Origin of the sequence: Nonomuraea sp. NPDC004580, from assembly GCF_040609855.1 — a bacterium.
GTDB lineage: Bacteria > Actinomycetota > Actinomycetes > Streptosporangiales > Streptosporangiaceae > Nonomuraea > Nonomuraea salmonea.
Genome location: NZ_JBEXLH010000001.1, coordinates 342,074 through 361,262, shown reverse-complemented (window position 1 = coordinate 361,262; position 19,189 = coordinate 342,074). Strand labels below are relative to the sequence as shown.

The 19,189-nt window shown below is 69.1% G+C and carries 15 protein-coding genes and 1 other RNA gene; 6 read left to right on the top strand and 10 right to left on the bottom strand.

Annotation, left to right across the window (positions count from 1 at the left end; genetic code table 11):
• Positions 1 to 101: 101 nt before the first annotated feature.
• The 5 genes from ssrA to ftsE form a co-directional block, all read right to left on the bottom strand.
• Positions 102 to 485, bottom strand: a transfer-messenger RNA (tmRNA) gene (gene ssrA / locus ABZW11_RS01650).
• A 411-nt stretch (positions 486 to 896) separates the two neighbouring features.
• Positions 897 to 2,762 carry a penicillin-binding transpeptidase domain-containing protein gene (locus tag ABZW11_RS01645; protein ID WP_355411471.1) on the bottom strand — a complete coding sequence of 622 codons (1,866 nt, stop codon included), beginning with the start codon at positions 2,760 to 2,762 and terminating at the stop codon, positions 897 to 899.
• Between the two features lie 28 nt (positions 2,763 to 2,790).
• Entirely contained in the window at positions 2,791 to 3,258 is a 468-nt protein-coding gene (gene smpB, locus ABZW11_RS01640) for an SsrA-binding protein SmpB (protein WP_355411469.1), read from the bottom strand.
• Positions 3,259 to 3,305: 47 nt separating this feature from the next.
• On the bottom strand, positions 3,306 to 4,217 hold the full coding sequence (ftsX, locus tag ABZW11_RS01635) for a permease-like cell division protein FtsX (protein ID WP_355411467.1): 912 nt from the start codon (positions 4,215 to 4,217) through the stop codon (positions 3,306 to 3,308).
• Positions 4,218 to 4,237: 20 nt separating this feature from the next.
• A complete protein-coding gene (ftsE, locus tag ABZW11_RS01630) occupies positions 4,238 to 4,927 on the bottom strand; it encodes a cell division ATP-binding protein FtsE (protein ID WP_020541427.1) in 690 nt (229 codons plus the stop codon).
• Positions 4,928 to 5,129: 202 nt separating this feature from the next.
• Here ftsE and ABZW11_RS01625 point away from each other — a divergent pair, with 202 nt between their 5' ends.
• A complete protein-coding gene (locus tag ABZW11_RS01625; RefSeq protein WP_355411465.1) occupies positions 5,130 to 5,324 on the top strand; it encodes a hypothetical protein in 195 nt (64 codons plus the stop codon).
• Here ABZW11_RS01625 and prfB read toward each other — a convergent pair.
• Entirely contained in the window at positions 5,307 to 6,425 is a 1,119-nt protein-coding gene (gene prfB, locus ABZW11_RS01620; RefSeq protein WP_355411463.1) for a peptide chain release factor 2, read from the bottom strand. The genes ABZW11_RS01625 and prfB overlap by 18 nt on opposite strands.
• A 47-nt stretch (positions 6,426 to 6,472) precedes the next feature.
• On the opposite strand from prfB, the gene ABZW11_RS01615 reads away from it, so the two are divergent.
• Positions 6,473 to 7,489 (top strand): hypothetical protein, encoded by a 1,017-nt coding sequence (locus tag ABZW11_RS01615; protein ID WP_355411461.1) that lies wholly within the window; start codon positions 6,473 to 6,475, stop codon positions 7,487 to 7,489.
• A gap of 56 nt (positions 7,490 to 7,545) precedes the next feature.
• Here ABZW11_RS01615 and ABZW11_RS01610 read toward each other — a convergent pair whose 3' ends face one another.
• The 4 genes from ABZW11_RS01610 to ABZW11_RS01595 form a co-directional block, all read right to left on the bottom strand.
• Positions 7,546 to 12,420 (bottom strand): NAD-glutamate dehydrogenase, encoded by a 4,875-nt coding sequence (locus ABZW11_RS01610; protein ID WP_355411459.1) that lies wholly within the window; start codon positions 12,418 to 12,420, stop codon positions 7,546 to 7,548.
• Positions 12,421 to 12,458: 38 nt separating this feature from the next.
• Positions 12,459 to 13,262, bottom strand: coding sequence for a tryptophan 2,3-dioxygenase family protein (locus ABZW11_RS01605; RefSeq protein ID WP_355411457.1), 804 nt, complete (start codon positions 13,260 to 13,262; stop codon positions 12,459 to 12,461).
• An 84-nt stretch (positions 13,263 to 13,346) separates the two neighbouring features.
• On the bottom strand, positions 13,347 to 13,550 hold the full coding sequence (locus tag ABZW11_RS01600; RefSeq protein ID WP_355411455.1) for a zf-HC2 domain-containing protein: 204 nt from the start codon (positions 13,548 to 13,550) through the stop codon (positions 13,347 to 13,349).
• Positions 13,550 to 14,104: a sigma-70 family RNA polymerase sigma factor gene (locus ABZW11_RS01595; RefSeq protein ID WP_345396666.1), complete on the bottom strand. Its 555-nt coding sequence runs from the start codon at positions 14,102 to 14,104 to the stop codon at positions 13,550 to 13,552. The genes ABZW11_RS01600 and ABZW11_RS01595 overlap by 1 nt, the downstream gene beginning before the upstream one ends.
• 108 nt (positions 14,105 to 14,212) lie before the next feature.
• Between ABZW11_RS01595 and ABZW11_RS01590 the strand changes: the two genes are divergently transcribed.
• The 4 genes from ABZW11_RS01590 to ABZW11_RS01575 all read left to right on the top strand — a co-directional run bounded on the left by ABZW11_RS01590 (position 14,213) and on the right by ABZW11_RS01575 (position 19,042).
• A complete protein-coding gene (locus tag ABZW11_RS01590) occupies positions 14,213 to 14,839 on the top strand; it encodes a DUF4142 domain-containing protein (protein ID WP_355411453.1) in 627 nt (208 codons plus the stop codon).
• A 15-nt stretch (positions 14,840 to 14,854) separates the two neighbouring features.
• Positions 14,855 to 16,483, top strand: a complete 1,629-nt coding sequence (locus ABZW11_RS01585; protein ID WP_355411451.1) for a DUF1996 domain-containing protein — start codon at positions 14,855 to 14,857, stop codon at positions 16,481 to 16,483.
• Positions 16,484 to 16,557: 74 nt separating this feature from the next.
• Positions 16,558 to 17,397 (top strand): ferric reductase-like transmembrane domain-containing protein, encoded by an 840-nt coding sequence (locus ABZW11_RS01580; RefSeq protein ID WP_355411449.1) that lies wholly within the window; start codon positions 16,558 to 16,560, stop codon positions 17,395 to 17,397.
• Positions 17,398 to 17,458: 61 nt separating this feature from the next.
• The gene (locus ABZW11_RS01575; RefSeq protein ID WP_355412018.1) at positions 17,459 to 19,042 is read left to right on the top strand and encodes an NADH-ubiquinone oxidoreductase-F iron-sulfur binding region domain-containing protein; all 1,584 of its coding nucleotides are present in this window, start codon (positions 17,459 to 17,461) and stop codon (positions 19,040 to 19,042) included.
• The last annotated feature ends 147 nt before the right edge of the window (positions 19,043 to 19,189 follow it).

Below are 19,189 nucleotides of genomic sequence, written 5' to 3'. Positions count from 1 at the left end.
GTAGTGCAATGAGTAGTGACGGAGTGGCAGATCTGTGACCAGACCGGTCCTTAAACGCACGAAAGCCCGGCTCCCTACGGGAACCGGGCCTGTCGCGAGACTGGTGGAGGTGGCGGGAATCGAACCCGCGTCCTTCAACCCCAAGTCAGGGCTTCTCCGGGCGCAGCCTGCTGTGCTTTTCTCAGCCCCGGCGATCACGCAGGCGAGTCGCCGACGGGCTCAGCCACTGTTTGATTTCCCGCTCTCCCCCGTGGCCGGGTCGAGCGGTGGAGCCTTCTAGCGATGCCAGATCCCGGGCCGAAGGCGCTCCCGGGCTGACAGTGGTTTCGCTGCTTAGGCAGCGAGCGCCAGGGAGTCCCTGGCAGCCACAGTGCTCTTGGAATTGGCACTTGTTGTTTGCGGTCACAGGATTAACGAGGTTATGTCCGCAGTCCTCGGCCCGCTTCACCTGGCTTGCAAGGCCAAAGTCGAAGCCAGTCACCCCCTGTGCAGTTGTCAACCGTCACCGCCGACCCCGCGAGGGGCGGCGCAACAGGAATGTACATCGGACAACACCCTCGGCGCCAACTTAATTCCCCACGGCGTGACCGCCACGGCTCATGCACCCACCCATGCCGAAACCCCCGGGAGCCCGGCACTGAGGCACGTGCTCCCGGGGGCCGACCGGCAGGGTCGAGCCGGTCCGGACGGCAGGACTTCCCCCGAGATGAAGTCCTGTCTCATCACGGCGACTGGGACCGCAACCCCCCGAGCGGGCCCAGTCACTCAGTAAGACGCGACCGGCCGCCCGGATGGTTGCTCACCGTGCGGACATTTTCACACTCAGTCCGCAGCACCGCCGACAGCGCCGCTCACAGCGCCGCTCACAGGGCCGTGAGCGGCTTCATCCGGCGGCGTCAGTTCGCGAGGCCCGCGAAGAAGTCGCCCGCCACGGCCCTGGCGTCGTGGTTCTTCGCCAGCACCGCGATCGCCACGTTGCCCTGCCAGCCGACCCACCAGGTCATGCCCTCGGGAGCGGTGGCCGTGATGCCGTAGACCTTGCCCTTGCCCGCCTGCGCGGGCGTGCCGGCCGCACCGGCCCGCATCATCGTCTGCAGGGTCGCGCGCACCTTCGGGTCGAGCTGCTGCGGCGCGGGCTGGGTGACCGGCGGCGCCGTGGCGGTCGCGTCGGGCGTTCTGGGCTCGGTCACCAGCACGGGAGGCCGCCAGGTGCCCGAGGCCACCGCCGCGGCCACCAGGGCCATGCTGAGCGGGCTCACCTGGACGTTCTGGCCCGCGATGGCCTTGGCCTTGTCGGCGTCGCTGGACAGCTTCGGCAGCTTGCCGCTGAACGACTTCAGCGGCAGCCGCCACGGCTGCTCCAGGCCCAGCGTCTGGGCGCTCCTGAGCAGCCCCTCGGCCGAGACGCGGCGGGCCAGCGAGGCCAGCGCGGTCACGCAGCCCTTCGCGAAGTTCTCCTGGAACGTGGCCGACGCCGGCAGCGGCGTGCTGTGGGCGGCGTTGGCGAACTTGGCGCCGCCCACCGTGCGCTCCTGCGGGCAGGCCAGCCGCTGCTTGGGGCTCACCTGCTCCTTCAGCAGCGCGTCGGCGGCCACGATGGAGAACGCCGTGCCGGCCGGGAACTTGCCCGCCAGCGCGTGGCGCTCCTGGTGCAGCCCCTTGGTGCCGACCGCGAGGATCTCGCCGGTGTCGCGCTGCACCGCCACCAGCGCGCTGGTCTGGGTCTCGGCCACGGCCTGCTCGGCCGACGTCTGCGCGGTGCGGTCGATCGTGGTCTTGACCGAGACGTTCTGCCGCCCGGGCCACTCCTCGAGCTGCGCGACCTGCCGGCCGCTCTTGAGGTCGAGGGTGATCACCTTCGTCTCGGTGGACCCCGTCAGATAGTCCTGGTACGCCTGCTGCAGCCCGCTCCTGCCCACCGAGTCACCGGCCCGCTGCGGCCCGCCGAGCTTCTGCTCGGTCTCGGGCGTGAGCGCGCTGACCGTGCCGACGATCTGCCGGGGCGCGTCGGGGTTGACCGGCTGCTCCTGCGCGTCGATCTCGATGCCGTCGATCGCGCCCAGCTTGTCCTGCATCGACTGGTAGCGGGAACGTCCGAACGTCACCAGCGGCACGAACTTGTCGGGCGGCGACGACCTGACCCGGCTCAGCAGTCGGTCTTGGGCGTAGCCGGTGACGTCGGACAGCTTGGCGACGACCTCTTCGGCCCGCTCGCCCAGCTTGTCGGGCACGACCCCGGCGACGTAGAGGACGGTGTCGCTCTGTAGCGGGTCGTTGGCCCGGTCGAGGACGGGCTGGCGCGGCTTGGGCTCGGTGTCGACCGCGAAGCGCTGGCCCTCCTTGAGCTGGGGGTGCAGCACCGAGGGCGACCAGCGGACCTTCCACGCGCCGTCGACCAGGTGGAGCGGGAGCTTGCTCTCGTACTCCCAGAGGGGGTTGTTCTCCCCCAGGTCGACCTCGGCGTGGAAGTCGGCCGTGGACTCGTCGCCGGCGACGCTGATGCTCGTGATCTTGAAGCGGAAGGAGGCGGCGTCGAGCTCGAGCTTGGCGTCCTCGAGCGCCTTGCGCACCTTGCCGGGATCGCCGTCGGTGCGCCCGGCGGCCAGCTCGTAGTCCTCCGACTGCCACCCGACGAGGAAGTCGCGCACCGCGTCGTGCGGCGACGACTCCTCGAAGCAGCCGGTCAGGGTGGTGCTCGCGACCGCCAGCGTGGCGGTCGCGGCCAGGATGCGGCGGGCGCGCCGCATCGGTCGGCCTCTCATCGATCGCATCGGTCGCAGTGCCGCCGTCTCATCGGTTGCGGTAGCGCAGCGCGCGGGCCATCTCCCGCTTGGCCTGCTGCTCCGCCAGCGACTGCCGCTTGTCCCAGTCTTTCTTGCCGCGCGCGATGCCGATCTCGACCTTCGCCCTGCCGTCCTTGAAGTAGAGGGTCAGCGGCACGATCGTCAGCCCGCCCTCCTTGGTCTTGGCGGCGAGCTTGTCGATCTCTTTCCTGTGCAGCAGCAGCTTGCGCTTGCGCCGGGCCGCGTGGTTGGTCCACGTGCCCTGCGAGTATTCGGGAATGTGCACGTTGAGCAGCCACGCTTCGTTGCCGTCGATCATGGCGTAGCCGTCGACGAGCGAGGCGCGGCCCTCGCGTAGCGACTTCACCTCGGTGCCCTGCAGCACGAGACCCGCCTCGAAAGTGTCCTCGACGTGGTAGTCGTGCCGAGCACGTTTGTTCTGGGCGATGACCTTCCGCCCGGTCTCACGTGGCATGCTTCGACTTTACCGGCGACCGGGGCGCCCGGCGCCCATGCGCACCGCTACACCCTCAGATAGCGACGTAGCGTCACGAACGAGGCCAGGATACAGATCACGACACCGATGATCATGGTGATGGTGATCGTCTGGGCCAGGTCGTTCCAGCCGAGCTGAGCCGTCGCGCCACCGAAGAAGCCGACGATCTCCTCGAACAGGAACACCTTCGCGCAGATCAGGATGACCGCCGCGAACACGCCGCCGACGAGGCCGGCGATGACGCCCTCCATGACGAAGGGCAGCTGGATGTAGAGGTTGGAGGCGCCGACCAGCCGCATGATGCCCGTCTCACGGCGCCGGTTGAACGCCGACAGTCGCACCGTGTTGCCGATCAGCAGCGCCGCCGCGAGCACCAGGATGATGGCGACCGTCAGCGCCGCGAAGGCGAGCTTGTCGAGCATGGCGAAGAACGGGGCGATGAGCTGTTTCTGGTCCATCACCTGGGCCACGCCCGGCTGGCCCGTCACGGCCTGGATCACCGGCTGGTAGTTGTCGGGGTCCTGGAGCTTGATCCGGAAGGACTGCGGCAGGTCTTCGACCTTGGTCGCGTCGACCAGCGCCTTGTTCGTGGACGAGAACGACTGCTTGAAGTTCTGGTACGCGTCGGCCTCGTCCTCGAAGAACACCTCCTTGACGCCCTTGGTGCCCTTGATGTGCGACTCGAGCGCCTTGATCTGCGCGGGCGTAACCGCCTTGCCCTTGCACTCCGGTATGGCCGTCCCCTTCTTGCACAGGAAGACGGAGATCTCGACCTTGTCGTCCCAGTAGCCCTTCATCAGGCCGACCTGGGTGTTGATCATCAGACCGACGCCCAGCATCGCCATGCCGACCGCCACCGTGATGATCACGGCGATCGTCATGGTCAGGTTGCGACGGAGGCCGATCCAGACCTCGGAGAAGATGAAATTCGCCCGCATGTCTTGTCTGCAGCTCCCTGTCAGTACGCCTGGCCGTACACGCCACGCGACTGGTCACGGACGATCTTGCCGTCCTCCAGCTCCACGACACGCTTACGCATGGAGTCGACGATGGCCGCGTCGTGCGTGGCCATGACGACCGTGGTGCCAGTCCTGTTGATGCGGTCGAGCACCTTCATGATGCCGATGCTCGTCGCGGGGTCGATGTTGCCCGTGGGCTCGTCGGCCAGCAGGATCATCGGCCGGTTGACGAAGGCGCGGGCCATGGCGACGCGCTGCTGCTCGCCGCCGGACAGCTCGTCGGGCATGCGGTGCGCCTTGCCTTCGAGGCCGACCAGCTCGATGACCTCGGGCACCACCTTGCGGATGAACCGCCGCGGCTTACCGATGACCTCGAGGGCGAACGCCACGTTCTCGTAGACGTTCTTGTTCGGGAGCAGCCTGAAGTCCTGGAAGACGCAGCCGATGCGGCGGCGCAGGTGCGGCACCTTGAAATTGGAGAGGCGGGCCAGATCTTTGCCGGCGACGTGGATCGCGCCGGAGTTTGGCCGCTCCTCCTTCAGGACCAGACGCAGGAACGTGGACTTGCCTGATCCCGAGGGACCGACGAGGAACACGAACTCACCCTTGTCCACGTCAACGGATACGTGGTCGAGGGCGGGCCGGTTCTGGTTCGCGTAGACCTTGGTGACATTATCGAAATGGATCACGAGAGCATCACGGCATGCCAGTCTAGGGGTCAGGACGGAAGCGAGGGTGGCATATGCCCACTTCCCGCCAGGCGACCATCGGTTACGTCTTCTTTACTGATGATCGACGTTCCGATTGGCCAGACGACAGTCTAGGGGGAAGACTGGCATGGAACGTCCATAACGGAAACAAAACGATTGTGCGGCTAGACTTGGGGCTGTCATGAGTTGCGAACACCTCGTATGCGCGCAGTGCGCCCACCCCGTGATCGAGGGACGCTGCCCCCTGTGCCGCGCCAACCGGGAGCGGATGCACAACCACGGCTTCGCCGGGTTGTCACCCGCCCTCATCGGCGTGCTGCTCGTCGCCCTGCTCCTGCTGACGCTGGCGGCCGAGCACCTATTGCTCGGCGCCTGACTCCTGGCGCCGCATCCACCGGATCTCCGACTCGATGAACTCGTCGAGGTCGCCGTCGAGCACCGCTGACGGGTTGCCGGCCTCGGTGCTGGTGCGCAGGTCCTTCACGATCTGGTAAGGGTGCAGGACGTAGTTGCGGATCTGTGTGCCCCACGAGGTGGTGGAGGCACCGCGCAGCTCCGACATCTTCTCGGCCTCCTCCTGCCGCTTGCGCTCCAGCAGCTTGGCCTGCAGCACGTTCATCGCCGTGGCGCGGTTTTGCAGCTGGGAGCGCTCGTTCTGGCAGGAGACCACGATGCCGGTCGGGAGGTGGGTGATGCGCACCGCGGAGTCGGTGGTGTTGACGCCCTGGCCGCCCGGGCCGCTCGACCGGTAGACGTCGACGCGGATCTCGTCCTCATTGATGTCGATGTGGTCGGTCTGCTCGACGACGGGCACGATGTCGACCCCGGCGAACGAGGTCTGCCGCCGCCCCTGGTTGTCGAAGGGGCTGATGCGGACCAGCCGGTGGGTGCCGTGCTCGCCGCGCAGCGTGCCGTAGGCGTAGGGAGCCTTGATCGTGAACGTGGCCGACTTGATGCCGGCCTCCTCCGCGTAGGAGGTGTCGTAGACCTCGGTCGCGTAGCCCTTGCGCTCGGCCCAGCGGAGGTACATGCGCAGCAGCATCTCCGCCCAGTCGGCCGCGTCGACGCCGCCGGCCTGGGAGTTGATCGTGATGAGCGCCTCGCGGGCGTCGTATTCGCCCGACAGCAGCGTGCGGACCTCCAGGGCGCCGATGTCGGAGCGCAGCGACTCGAGCTCCTTGTCGGCCTCGGCGCGCGTGTCGTCGTCGGCCTCCTCGGCCGCCAGCTCGTAGAGGACCGCCAGGTCGTCGAGGCGCCTGGCGACGCCGTCGACCCTGTTGAGCTCGCCCTGGAGGTGGGAGAGCCGGCTCGTCACCTTCTGGGCCTGGTCGGGGTCGTCCCACAGGTCGGGGGCGGCAACCTGCTGCTCCAGCTCCTCGATCTGCTTGCGCATCGCGTCGAGGTCGAGCACGTCCTGGATGCTGCGGAGCGTGCCCCGAAGCTCGTTGATCTCTTCTGCCGGATCGATGCCTGCCACGTCTCCCAAGGGTACGCGACCCACGCGGGCCCGAATAACATGGCGAGGTGCGTGCATACGGTCGGCGGAAGGTGCTGGCGCTCGCCGCCGGCCTCCTCGCCGCGGTGACCGCCTGCTCCGGCGATGCCCGCCCGGCCCCCTCGACACCTGCCGCGGCCACGTCCACGCCGTCGAAGTCGCCCGAGCCGCCGGCGGTCACCCGGGCCGAGGCGGCCGAGGAGTTCGCCGCCTACACCCGCACCGACGACCTGCTGCGCGACGTGCCCGGCGACTTCCAGGGCCGGCTGCTGCAGGTGCAGGACATCACGACGGGCGGTCAGTGGCAGCTCATCCAGGCCGCCTACCTCTCCTCCGGCTACACCCCGCCACGCCACCAGTGGGGCTCGCCCACGTTCTACGTCCCCCGCTTCGACGAGGGCGCGGGCTCGCCCTGGTTCAGCGTGCTGGTGACGCGCGACGACGCGCCGACGCTGCTGACGTTCGTCAAGTTCGACCGCTGGCGGCTCAGCTCGGCGGCCGAGCTGCTGCCCGGCCAGGAGCTGCCGCCCATCGAGCTCGACGACGAGGGCTACGCCACGGCCGTGGCCGCCGACGACAAGAGCGTCACCATCAGCCCGCAGTTCATCGGCCCCGTCCACGCCAGCGTGGCCGAGACGGGCAAGGCGGGCGTCACCGACGGCCTGCTCGCGGCCGGCCCCTACACCACCGAGGTGGCCGAGCAGATCGCCGAGCGCCGCGAGAGCGCCAAGAGCGACGGGTTCAGCTACGACTCGATCTTCAGCGCCGACAACTTCGCGGTTTACGCCCTGCGCACCGAGGACGGCGGCGCGCTGATCCAATACTCGCTCTCGCGCACCACGTCCACCCAGACGAAGACGGCCGAGGACGACTACATCCCGGTGCCCGACTCGGCGCGCTGGGCCATCAGCTCGCCGGTGCTGCGCCGCTCGCTCAAGCTGACCGAGACCCACCAATACGCCACGGCCGTGCCGCCGCTGACGAAGCCGGCGCCCGCGCCCGTCATCGCCCACGACGGGGCGCTCACCCGCGCGTCAGGACAGTAGGCGGGGAGTAGGCGAGGAGTAGGCGGGGCGGGCCGGCGAGCCCGCCCCCGCGCTTCTCAGGCCTCCGTGTGGGGCAGGTTGCTGGCGGCCACCAGCGTACGGATGGCGCGCAGCGCGACCGACAGCGTGGCGAGGTCGAAGTTGTCGCTCTCCCAGATCTCCGACAGCGTCTGCCTGGCCCTGGCGACCGCCGCCGAGTTGGCCTCGGTCCAGCGGGCCAGCCGCTCTTCGGGCGACAGCCCGGGGCGGCTGTGGGCCAGCACGTCGCGGGTCAGCGAGGCGTGCGCGGCGTACAGGTCGTCGCGCAGCGCCGAGCGGGCCATTGAGTTCCACCGGTTGTCGCGGGGCAGGGCGATGATGCGCTCGCGCAGCCGGGAGAGCTGGAGCCGGTCGGCTAGGTCGAAGTAGACCTCGCCCACCTCGTTGACCGGGCGTCCCGTCAGCGATGAGATCTCCACGAGGTCGAGCGTCGAGTACGCCGGCACCATCGCGGCCACCCGCTCGGCCAGGTCGTCGGGCACCCCGCGGGCCACGAAAGCGTCGCGGCGCTCCTCGAAGGCGGCCAGGTCGGGCCCGGTGAGCAGCTTGGGTATGTGCCCGGTGATCCCGTTGACGCCCTTGTCGAAGAAGCTCACCGACCCGGCGAGGTCGAGCGGCGGCCGCCGGTTGACCAGCAGCCACCGGGCGCCCCGCTCGGCCAGCTTGCGGGCCTCCAGCAGCATGGCGATCTGGGTGGCGGTGTCGACCTCGTTGTCCAGCGACTCCACCGCCCGGTGGAAGCCGGGCAGGTCGAACACCTCGCGCGCGACCAGGTAGGCCCGCACGATGTCGGGCGTGGACGCGCCGGTCTCCTCGCCGAAGCGGTACATGAACGTGGTGCCCGCCGAGTTGACCAGCTCGTTCACCACGCGGGTGGTGATGATCTCGCGGCGCAGCGGGTGCGCGTCCATGTACGGCCTGAACCGCTCGCGCAGCGCGGAGGGGAAGTAGTCGACCAGCCACGACGCCAGGTAGGGGTCGTCGGGCAGGTCGGAGCCGAGCAGCTCGGCGTCGGCCACCAGCTTGGTGTAGGCGAGCAGCACCGAGAACTCGGGCGAGGTCATCCCCAGCCTGGCCTGGCGCCGCTCGGCGAGGGTCTTGTCCGACGGCAGGAACTCCAGCTCCCGGTTGACCAGCCCGTCGCGTTCGAGCTTGCGCAGGTAGCGGGCGTGGATGTGGAGCATCTCGACGGCCTGCGTACGGGCCGCGTCGAGCACCACGTTCTGGGCCTTGTTGTCACGCAGCACCAGCTCGGCGACCTCGTCGGTCATCGAGGTGAAGACCTGGTTGCGCTGCTTGTCGGTCAGCTCGCCGTCGCGGACGACCTGGTCGAGCAGGATCTTGATGTTGACCTCGTGGTCGGAGGTGTCGACGCCGGCCGAGTTGTCGATGAAGTCGGTGTTGACCAGCCCGCCGTTGAGCGCGAACTCGATGCGGGCGAGCTGGGTGAAGCCGAGGTTGCCGCCCTCGCCGACGACCTTGCAGCGCAGCTCGGACGCGTTGACCCTGAGCCCGTCGTTGCCCTTGTCGCCGACGTCGGTGTGGGACTCGGAGCTGGCCTTGACGTAGGTGCCGATGCCGCCGTTCCACAGCAGGTCGACGGGGGCCCGCAGGATGGCGCTGATGAGGTCGTTGGGCGCCATGGACGCGATGCCGGCGGGGATGCCGAGCGCCTCGCGCATCTGCGGGGTGATCTGGATGGACTTGGCGGTGCGCGGGAAGACGCCGCCGCCCGGGGAGATCAGCTTGGCGTCGTAGTCCTCCCACGAGCTGCGCGGCAGCTCGAACAGGCGGCGGCGCTCGGCGTAGGAGCGGGCGGCGTCGGGCGAGGGGTCGACGAAGATGTGCCGGTGGTCGAAGGCGGCCACGAGCCGGATGTGCTGCGACAGCAGCATGCCGTTGCCGAACACGTCGCCCGACATGTCGCCGATGCCGGCCACCGTGAAGTCGGTCGTCTGGACGTCCACGCCCATAGTGCGGAAGTGGTATTTGACCGACTCCCACGCCCCGCGGGCGGTGATGCCCATGGCCTTGTGGTCGTAGCCGATGGAGCCGCCGGAGGCGAAGGCGTCGCCCAGCCAGAAGCCGTACTCCTTGGCCACGCCGTTGGCGATGTCGGAGAACGTCGCGGTGCCCTTGTCGGCGGCGACGACGAGGTAGGTGTCGTCGCCGTCGTGCCTGACCACGTCGGGCGGCGGCACGACCTTGCCGTCCACGAGGTTGTCGGTGACGTCGAGCAGGCCGGAGATGAACATCCGGTAGCAGGCCACGCCCTCGGCGAGCAGGTCCTCCCGCTTGCCGGACCTGGGCGGCCGCTTGACGACGAAGCCGCCCTTGGAGCCGGTGGGCACGATGACGGTGTTCTTCACCATCTGCGCCTTCACCAGGCCGAGGATCTCCGTACGGAAGTCCTCCATCCGGTCCGACCACCTCAGGCCGCCGCGCGCGACCTTGCCGAAGCGCAGGTGCACGCCCTCGACGCGGGGCGAGTAGACGAAGATCTCGTACTTCGGCCTGGGCAGCGGCAGCACGCTGATGGCCTGCGGGTCGAACTTCAGCGAGATGTACGGCTTGCGCACGCCCTCGACGGTCTGGAAGTAGTTGGTGCGCAGCGTGGCCTGGATCATCTCCAGGTACGCCCGCAGGATGCGGTCCTCGTCCAGCGAGGCCACCTCGTCCAGCGCCCCGAGTATCTCCTCGTTGAGCGCCTCCACGAGATCGACCCTGACGTCCTCGCCGCGCCGCGGGTCGTGCTTGGCCTCGAACAGCCGCACCAGCAGCCTGGCCACCCTGACGTTGCCCTTGAGCACGTCCTCCATGTACGGCTGCGAGAACGTGCTGCCGGCCTGCCGCAGGTATTTGGCGTAGGCCCGCAGGATCTCGACCTGCTCCCAGGTCAGCCCGGCGCTGAGGATGAGCGCGTTGAAGTCGTCGGCCTGCACCCGGCCGGTCCACAGGGCGTTGAGCCCGTCCTGGAAGAGCCGCTTGAACTCGTCCCTGCCGACGCCGTCGGCCGGCGTGTAGCGCAGCCCGAAGTCGTAGATCCACGCGTTCTTGGTGCGCGGGTCGTTGTCGCGGTCGACCTCGTACGGCCGCTCGTCCACGACCTCGACCCCGAGCCGCTGGATCAGCGGCAGAGCGCGGGACAGCGAGATGGGCGAGCCGATCTTGTAGATCTTCAGCCGCCGCTCGCCCTCGGCCGCGTCGTACGGCTCGTAGAGGTTGATGCCGACCTTGTCGCCGTCGCCCGCCTCGACGAGCTCTTCGAGCCGCCGCAGGTCGACCACGGCCACCTTGGGCGGGAAGTCCGCCTTGTAGCCCTCAGGGAAGGCGGAGGCGTAGCGCTTGATGAGCGTGGGCGCCTCCTCCTCTGAGGTCATCTCGGTCAGCGCGGAGGCGAGATCGTCCTCCCAGGAGCGGGTGATGGCCGCGAGGCGGGCCTCCAGCTCCTCGACGTCGACGCTGGGCGCGGGCAGCTGCCTGCCGCGCTCGCCGCGCACCACGACGTGCAGCCGGGCCAGCACGGACTCGCCGATCATGGCGCTGTAGTCGAGCGACGTGCCGCCGAGCGCCTTGAGCAGCACCTCCTGCATCTTCAGCCGGATCTTGGTGGTGTAGCGGTCGCGCGGCAGGTAGACCAGGCAGGAGATGTAGCGGCCGTAGTCGTCGCGCCGCAGGAACAGCTTGACCTGCTTGCGCTCGCGCAGCCGCAGCACGCCGAGCGCGATCGGCAGCAGCTGGTCGATGGAGGTCTGGAACAGCTCGTCGCGCGGGAAGGTCTCCAGGATCTCGATGAGGTCCTTGCCGTCGTGGCTGTCGGGCGCGAGCCCGGCCTGGTCGAGCACGTCGGCCAGCTTGCGGCGCAGCACCGGGATGCGGGAGATCGACTCGTTGTAGGCCATGTGGGTGAACAGGCCGAGGAAGCGCCGCTCACCGATCACCTCGCCGTCCGGCGAGAACAGCTTCACCCCGATGTAGTCGAGGTAGTTGGCCCGGTGCACGGTGGCCTTGGAGTTGGCCTTCGTGATGATCATGAGCTGCTTCTCGCGCGCCTTGGCCCGCACCTCGGGGGGCAGCGCGGCGAAGCTCTCCGACCCGGCCTTGTCGTCGCGCAGGATGCCGAGCGCCGCGCCGGGCAGCGCGCGCAGCATCTCGCCCTCGTCGGTGTGCTCCAGCCGGTATTCGCGGTAGCCGAGGAAGGTGAAGTGCCCGTCGGCGAGCCAGCGCAGCAGGTCGAGGCTGTCCTCGACCTCGGCGGGCTCCAGCGGCGGCGGGTTCATGCTCAGGTCTTCGGCGGTCTGTACGGCCAGGGCCCGCATCTTCGCGAAGTCCTCGACCGTGTGGCGCACGTCGGCGAGCACCTTCAGCAGGCCGGCCTCGAGCCGCTTGAGCACCTCGGGGTCGGACTGCCGGTCGATCTCCATGTGGATCCACGACTCGACCAGCATCTGGCCGGTGACGTCCTCCTGGCCGCGGCCGAGCATGCGGCCGGTCATGTCGCGGCGCACCCGCATCTGCGGATGGACGACCAGGTGGGTGCCGACGTCGCGGCGGTCGAGCTCCATCGCGACGGAGTCGACCAGGAACGGCATGTCGTCGGTCACCACTTCGACCACGGAGTGGCCGGGGTCCCAGCCGTTCTGCTCGATCGTGGGGGTGTAGGCACGGACCACCGCCCTGCCCTGGGGGCGGACCTCCGCGAGCTGCCTCTGGGACATCGCGGGGCCGTAGACGTCAACGGGGTTGCGGTCGAGCAGGTCCTCCGGCGCGACGTGTCGATAGTAGAGCCGCAGGAAGGACAGCGCCTCCTCGGCGCTCATGTGCCCACTGCTCGCCGCGCATCTTTCCGCGGCTCGCTGGAGCAGCTCATCCTTGGCCTCGTCGAGCGGCATTTCGCTCTCACTCCTTTGTGAGGGTTCGCCATGGCTGTTCATAGCCAGGCCCTGAGTTCCCACAGCAGCGGGAAGTAGTGCAGGCGGGTTCTGCCGCGCAGGTAGGGAGCACCGGTCGAGCCGCCTGTGCCCGATTTGGTGCCGATCTGGCGTTCGACCATCTGGACGTGACGCATCCGCCACATCGCGGCGGTCTCGTCGTGCGTCAGCAGGTCTTCGGCCAGTTGCCACAGGTCGTCGTAAGACCCGCGGTCCCTCGCCACGGCCAGCAGCGAGTCCATGATCTCGCTGTCGGAGACCGGCAGGCCACGCTGGGAGAGGGCGGTCAGATAAGCATCCCACAGCGTGGGCTCCGTGAGCCTGCGGCGCAGCCGGGCGAGCTCGTCCTCGCCCGCGTGCCTGAAGGAGCCGAGATAGCGCTCGTCCTTCAGCCCCGACAGGAACTCCAGCTCCCTGAACTGGACCGACTGGAACCCGCTCGCGGGCGCCAGGCCGGCCCTGAAGGCCAGGAAGTCCTGTGGGGTCATCGTCTCCAGGACCTCGATCTGCTCGACCATCACCCGCTCGACCGCGTGCACCCGCTTGAACAGGTGCCTGGCCAGCCACAGCTCGCCCGCGAACATGGCGGAGCGCACCGATTCCAGCTCGTGGAGCAGCAGCTTGAACCACAGCTCGTAGACCTGGTGCGTGGTGATGAAGAGCAGCTCGTCTGGGGCCGCGGACTGCGGCCGCTGCTGGTCGAGGAGCTCGGGCAGGCGGAGGTAGTCGCCGTAGGAGAGCAGACCGCCTTCCTCGCCGAACCGCCGGCGTGGAGGGCCGGGCGCATCACCGTCGATGCCCACCGAACACCTCCCCTGACCGCCCGGCCACGTGCGGCCGGGCGTGACGCCTTGCCCTACCGATACCACCCGAAAAGGGGATAAACGTCAACGTGACATGGAGGACATCGGCGGGTCGTCGCCGGAGGTCGAAGAGGGGTCGTTCTTGAGCTCGTCGAGTTGCCCTGGCACCTCGGCGAGCTCGACCAGCTCCGCCTGACAGCGCTCGCACGTTTCGAGGTGGCGTTCGAACGCCTCGTGCTCCTCCTCATCGAGGACGCCGAGAGCGTAGGCGGCCACCTCTTCGTGCATCAGCCGGCTACCCCCTTGTCCCGCAGCAGCTCACGGAGAGCCCGGATGCCGTAGTAGAGCCGGGACTTCACCGTGCCCGGCGGGATCCCCAGAATCTCCGCCGCCTCACTTATCGTACGGTCTCGGAGGTAGGTCTGCTCAATGACTTCGCGGTGTTCCGGAGATAGGGACCGCAGCGCGTCAGCGACGACCATCGCCGATAACGCTCGCTCCGATCCATCCGGAACCGACATCATGTCGACTTCAGGCGGCTCGACCTCCTGCGGCCGGACGCTCTTCCGCCGACGACCATCAATGACTATGCGACGGGCCACGGTCAGCAGCCACGCCCATATGAGGCTCGGTTCCCATTGCAGTCTTGCCGAGTTTCGCCAGGCCCTGACGATCGTCTCCTGCACGACGTCTTCAGCCCACTGAAGGTCGTTACCTGTTGATTTGCGTACGTGGCGCAGCAGAGGGCCGCCGAACTCCTGGTAAAGCACCGCGATGCGATGCTCCGCCTCGGCATCCGCACTCTCGAACCTGCCGTCGAGGTGACCTAGCACGGGGCACATCTTTACACCTTCGTTATCCAAGCGGTAGCCACTCCGATAACTCCAGTCATTTCTAACTATCTCCGACCATACGTGAACCTTGGCGGGTACGCCCGCGTACCTCCGACCATGCACAGGCTTTTGCGCGGCGAGTTGTTCATGCTCGGCGGCTTCGTGGTTGCCGCCGCCGCGACGATCGCGCTGGTCATGCCCCCGGCGATCGACCCCGCGTCCGCTCAGTGGACGCAACGGTCGTCGGGCCCGCTCACGGCCGCCGACGTCGATCTGCTCATCAAGGTACGCCAGGCGGGCCTCTGGGAGATGCCCGTCGGCGAGTACGCCCAGACCCGCGCCGAGTCCCAACGTGTGAAGGAAGTCGGGAGGCTGATCAGGGACGAGCACAAGGAGCTCGACCTGATGGTCCGCCAGGCGGCGAAGAAGCTCGGCGTGGCCCTGCCCGACGAGCCCAACCCCGACCAGCAGCGCTGGATGGCCCAGCTGGCGGCGGAGAGCGGCCCTGCCTTCGACAAGGACTTCGCCAACCTGTTGCGTGACGCGCACGGAAAGGTGTTCTCCGTCGTGGCGGGCGTGCGGTCCGGGACCCGCAACTCCGAGGTACGCAAGCTGGCCCAGGAAGGCATCAACTACGTGATGCGCCACATGGCGTACCTGGAGTCCACGCGTCTGGTGGACCACCAGCGGCTTCCAGAAGCCCCCACGCCCTCACCCGCTCCACCCGTCGTCAATGGCGGTTGAAAAGAGGAAACGCACATGAGGAGATCCAGACGCATGGCCGCGGCCGTGTCGGCGCTGGCCGTGACGGCGACCGGCCTGGTGTCCGCGGCCGTCATCGGCGTAGGGCCGGCGGTCGCCGCGCCCTGCGACCCCGCCCAGAGTGGCCAGTCACCTCAGGGGCGGCAGTCCCAGCAGCCGGGCAGGAACCAGCAGGGGCAGAACCAGCAGGGACAGAACCAGCAGGGGCAGAACCAGCAGGGCCGTGACCAGCAGGGCCGTGACCAGCGCGACGACGACCGGTTCGGCCGCTTCGGCCGGCAGCAGGATCAGAACCAGCAGGAGGACCAGCAGGCGCCGCAGGGCGGCAGCGTCGCGGTGGACCCGCAGTTCCCCGACGACCAGGACGATCCCACCACCTTCTCGCGCCGCCGCCAGCCGACCAGATCGCCCAGCCCGACCCCCAGCCCAACCGCAAACCAGGGCAACCCGGACAATGGCGGCAATAACGGAGACAACGGCAACAACGGCAACGGAAATAACGACGGAGCCGACAACGGGAACAACAACGGCGACAACGGAAACGGAGGAAACAACGGCGATAACGGGAATGGCGCTAACAACGGGGACAACGGCAGCAACAACGGCAACGACCCGGGCAACGACAACGGAAACGGGAACGACAACGGGAATGGCACCGGCGACAACGGCGGCGACAACGGCGGTGACAACGGCGGTGACAACGGCAATGCCGACCCGTCACAGAGCCCCTCTCCCTCCCCCACCGCCGATGCCCCCTGCGCCGACCTCGGCCCGTTCGTGCAGGACTTCGTGGACATCCGCCAGGTCCAGCCGCGCCGCCTCGACGCGCGCGTCGGCGGGGGCGGCTCGCGCGGCACGTTCGACGCGCAGTGCGGCACCAACCGCAACGGCCACAACAACCCCGACAACTTCATCGTCGCCCCAGGCGTGAGCAACGGGGCGCACCACCTGCACGACTACGTGGGCAACCTCTCGACCGACGCGTTCTCGACCGACGAGAGCCTGGCGGCGGCGGGCACGACCTGCCGGCTCGGCGACCAGTCCACGTACTTCTGGCCGGTCATCAGGGACCGCAGGTCTGAGGCGAACGCCGATGACCCGGACGGCAACGTCGGCCAGGTGCTGCGGGCCCGCTCGGTGCAGCTGCAGTTCCGCGGCAACGCGAACTCCAGGGTCGTGGCCATGCCGAGGTTCCTGCGGATCATCACCGGCGACGCCAAGGCGGCCACCAACGGCACCGCCAACGCCCGCTCGGCCTGGACCTGCACGGGATTCCAAAATCGCATAACTACCGACAAATACCCGCTTTGCCCGCGCGGCAGCCAGGTCGTTCGTATCCTGGACTTCCCCAGCTGCTGGGACGGTCAGAACACCGACAGCGCCAACCACCGCACGCACATCGTCTTCCCCGACCAGAACGGCGCCTGCCCGCAGGGCACCAGAGCGGTACCCGCACTCCGCATGACCCTCACGTACGCGGTGCCGCAGGGACCCTCGTTCGCACTGGACGCCTTCCCGGAGCAGAAGCACAACCCGGTCACCGACCACGCTGACTTCGTCAACGTGATGCCCGACAGGCTGATGCAGAACGTCGTCAACTGCATCAACCGGGGCCGCCGGTGCTGACCTGACCGTCCGCCCGGACCATCGGGCTCCCAGCCTTCCGAGTCGCACCCTCACCCGACCTTGGAGGGAAACAGATGCTCCACAGACGACACCCCAGGCACGCCCCCACCCTGCTGGACACCAGGAAGGTCCGGCTGGGGGCGAGCGCCTCGATCGCGGCCGTCCTGTTATCGGCGTTCGCGCTGACCAGGACGGAACGCGGCATCGCGCTGCTCGGCCAAGGGGTGGGCTTCCTCGAGTTCTACGCGGGCGTGTTCGCCCTGGTGCTGCTGACCGCGACCGTCGCGCTCGGCCTGCTCACCACGGAACGCGTCTTCCTGTCTCCGGCGAACCGGGTCAGGGCACAGCTCGCGCACCGAGCCACCGCGCTCATCGGGCTGGCGTACCTGATCACGCACATCACGCTGATGATCAGCCTGGGACACGTGCCGCCGGGGGCGGCGGTCGTGCCCATCGCCGGGATCTACGTGGGATTCGGCGCGCTGGCCTTCGACCTCATGGTCGTGGCCGTGGCGACGGGGATGCTGAGAGGTCGCTTCGCCGTACGGAGCAGGCCGTGGATGTGGCGGATCCTGCATTCCGCCGCGTACCTGGCCTGGCCCATCGGCATCATGCACGGACTGACGGCCGGCCGTCCGCCGGCCGGTTGGGTGGCCTGGTCGTACGTGGCCAGCATGGCGGCGGTCGGCGGTGCGCTGGTCGTGCGCGTGCTGGCCACGGTCCGCAGGCCGCCGATCGTACCGGAAAGAATCGAGGGGCCCGCCGTGACCTCCGCCGCGCCCATGGGCGTGCCCGCGGAACGGCCCGCCGCCAAGGCCCCCGGCAAGAGCAGGCAGCCCGCCGCGGCGGCGGCCCGCGCCGACGCGCCGGTCAGCCTCGCCGAGGCCAGGCGCAGGTACCGGGAGGCGGGATGACCCTGTTCGCACTCGTCCAGGAGGCTTCGTGATTCCCGCCCGCGTCCCACGGGTGCTGCGCATGGGTCCGGCCCGGCTGACCGCCGGGCTGGACCATTGCCGCCGTCTCGACCTGCCCGCCCACCGCACGCTCCACGGTCTCGTGGAGCCACGCGAACTGGGCGAGCTCATCTCGTACGCCAACGAGGTGGACATGCGGGGGCGGGGCGGCGCGGCCTTCCCCTTCGCCAGGAAACTGCGGGCGGTGGCCGACTCCGCCGGCACCGGCGAGAGCGTCGTCCTGGTCAACGGCGCGGAAGGGGAGCCGGCCAGCTCCAAGGACGCCATGCTGCTGACCCGCAACCCGCACCTCGTGCTGGACGGCGCGGTGCTGGCGGCCGAGGCGCTCGGCGCCCGCGAGGTGGTCGTCGCCACGGCCGGCGGCGAGGTCGCCGAGGCGTCCGTCGCCGCCGCCGTGGCCGAGCGCCGCGCCGCCAACGTCTCGGGAGGCGCCGAGAGCCGGGTCCCGATCAGAGTGGTCGGGATCAAGGAACGGTTCATCTCCGGCGAGGGCGGCGCGCTCGTCCGTGCGGTCAACGGGGAGGAGGGCATCCCGCCGGGCAGGAAGAAGCGGGCCGCGCAGAGCGGCGTGGACGGGCTGCCGACCCTGCTGTCCAACACGGAGACGTACGCGCAGTTCGCGCTGCTGGCCGAGTACGGCCCCCAGAAGTACGCGGAAGTGGGCACCACCAAGGAGCCCGGCACGATCCTGCTCACCGTCAGCGGCGGCGCCGCCAACGGCGCGGTGATCGAGGCGCCCACCGGCACCCTGCTGGCCGACGTGCTCGCCCTGTGCGAGGCGGAGGCCGGCGACGGGGTGCTGATCGGCGGTTACCACGGCGCGTGGCTGTCGGCCGAGGCGGTCGAGACGGCCGTCATCTCCCGCGAGGGCATGAAAGCGGCAGGGGCGACCCTGGGGGCAGGGATCATCGTGCCGCTCGGCGAGTCCACGTGCCCGCTGGGCGAGGCGGCCAGGGTCGCCTCGTACCTGGCGGCCGAGTCGGCCGGCCAGTGCGGCCCCTGCCGGCTCGGGCTGCCCGACGTCGCCAGGGCCATCTGCGCGCTGGCCGAGGGCACCGGCTCCGTGGACGCGGTCCGCCGCGCCGTACGCGTCGTGGAGCGCCGCGGCGCCTGCTTCCACCCCGACGGGACGGCCAAGTTCGTGCTGTCGGCGCTGGACGCGTTCGAGGACGAGATCGCCATCCACCTGGAGCACGGCTCCTGCGGCCGTCCGGTACGCGGCGTGCTGCCGATGCCGGAGCGCGAGCCGGAGCCCGAGTACCGGCTGGAGGTCGACTGGTCACGCTGCCAGGGGCACGGCCTGTGCGCGCACCTGCTGCCCGAGTTCGTGGACCTGGACGACTACGGCTTCCCGTCGTTCAGGCAGATCCCCGGCTTCATGGCCAAGGACGCCAGGCGGGCGGTCGACATGTGCCCGGCGCTGGCGTTGCGCCTGGCGCAGACCACCGGCGACGGCCCCAAGCCGGCCGGTTCGCCGCTGCGGCTGGTCAAGGACGGCGTGCTGAAGAAGGCAGGGGACAGCGTGCCGCGCCTGAGCCGCGTGGGCGGCATCCCGCGCATCTCGCGGGTGGGCGGCACGGCGTGAGCTGACGAGCCCGGCGGGGTTCACCGCGTCTCATCGGGAACGCAACCGAGAAAGGCGCGGCGCCCCGCCGGGCTTCGCCCTGCCCGGACGTCCGCGCCGGGAATGGCGCGATGGCTCGCGGAAGAATAGCCCGATATTTCGAGAAAT

What these genes read in the sequence shown, in the direction of transcription:
- ABZW11_RS01600 (WP_355411455.1), bottom strand. Translation starts at nt 13,550, where the DNA reads ATGCACGAAGAGGTGGCCGCCTACGCTCTCGGCGTCCTCGATGAGGAG.
- ABZW11_RS01625 (WP_355411465.1), top strand. Translation starts at nt 5,130, where the DNA reads ATGAGTTGCGAACACCTCGTATGCGCGCAGTGCGCCCACCCCGTGATC.
- ftsX (WP_355411467.1), bottom strand. Translation starts at nt 4,217, where the DNA reads ATGCGGGCGAATTTCATCTTCTCCGAGGTCTGGATCGGCCTCCGTCGC.
- ABZW11_RS01610 (WP_355411459.1), bottom strand. Translation starts at nt 12,420, where the DNA reads ATGCCGCTCGACGAGGCCAAGGATGAGCTGCTCCAGCGAGCCGCGGAA.
- ABZW11_RS01575 (WP_355412018.1), top strand. Translation starts at nt 17,459, where the DNA reads ATGGGTCCGGCCCGGCTGACCGCCGGGCTGGACCATTGCCGCCGTCTC.
- ABZW11_RS01580 (WP_355411449.1), top strand. Translation starts at nt 16,558, where the DNA reads ATGCTCCACAGACGACACCCCAGGCACGCCCCCACCCTGCTGGACACC.
- smpB (WP_355411469.1), bottom strand. Translation starts at nt 3,258, where the DNA reads ATGCCACGTGAGACCGGGCGGAAGGTCATCGCCCAGAACAAACGTGCT.
- ABZW11_RS01585 (WP_355411451.1), top strand. Translation starts at nt 14,855, where the DNA reads ATGAGGAGATCCAGACGCATGGCCGCGGCCGTGTCGGCGCTGGCCGTG.
- ABZW11_RS01590 (WP_355411453.1), top strand. Translation starts at nt 14,213, where the DNA reads ATGCACAGGCTTTTGCGCGGCGAGTTGTTCATGCTCGGCGGCTTCGTG.
- ABZW11_RS01595 (WP_345396666.1), bottom strand. Translation starts at nt 14,104, where the DNA reads ATGTGCCCCGTGCTAGGTCACCTCGACGGCAGGTTCGAGAGTGCGGAT.
- ABZW11_RS01645 (WP_355411471.1), bottom strand. Translation starts at nt 2,762, where the DNA reads ATGAGAGGCCGACCGATGCGGCGCGCCCGCCGCATCCTGGCCGCGACC.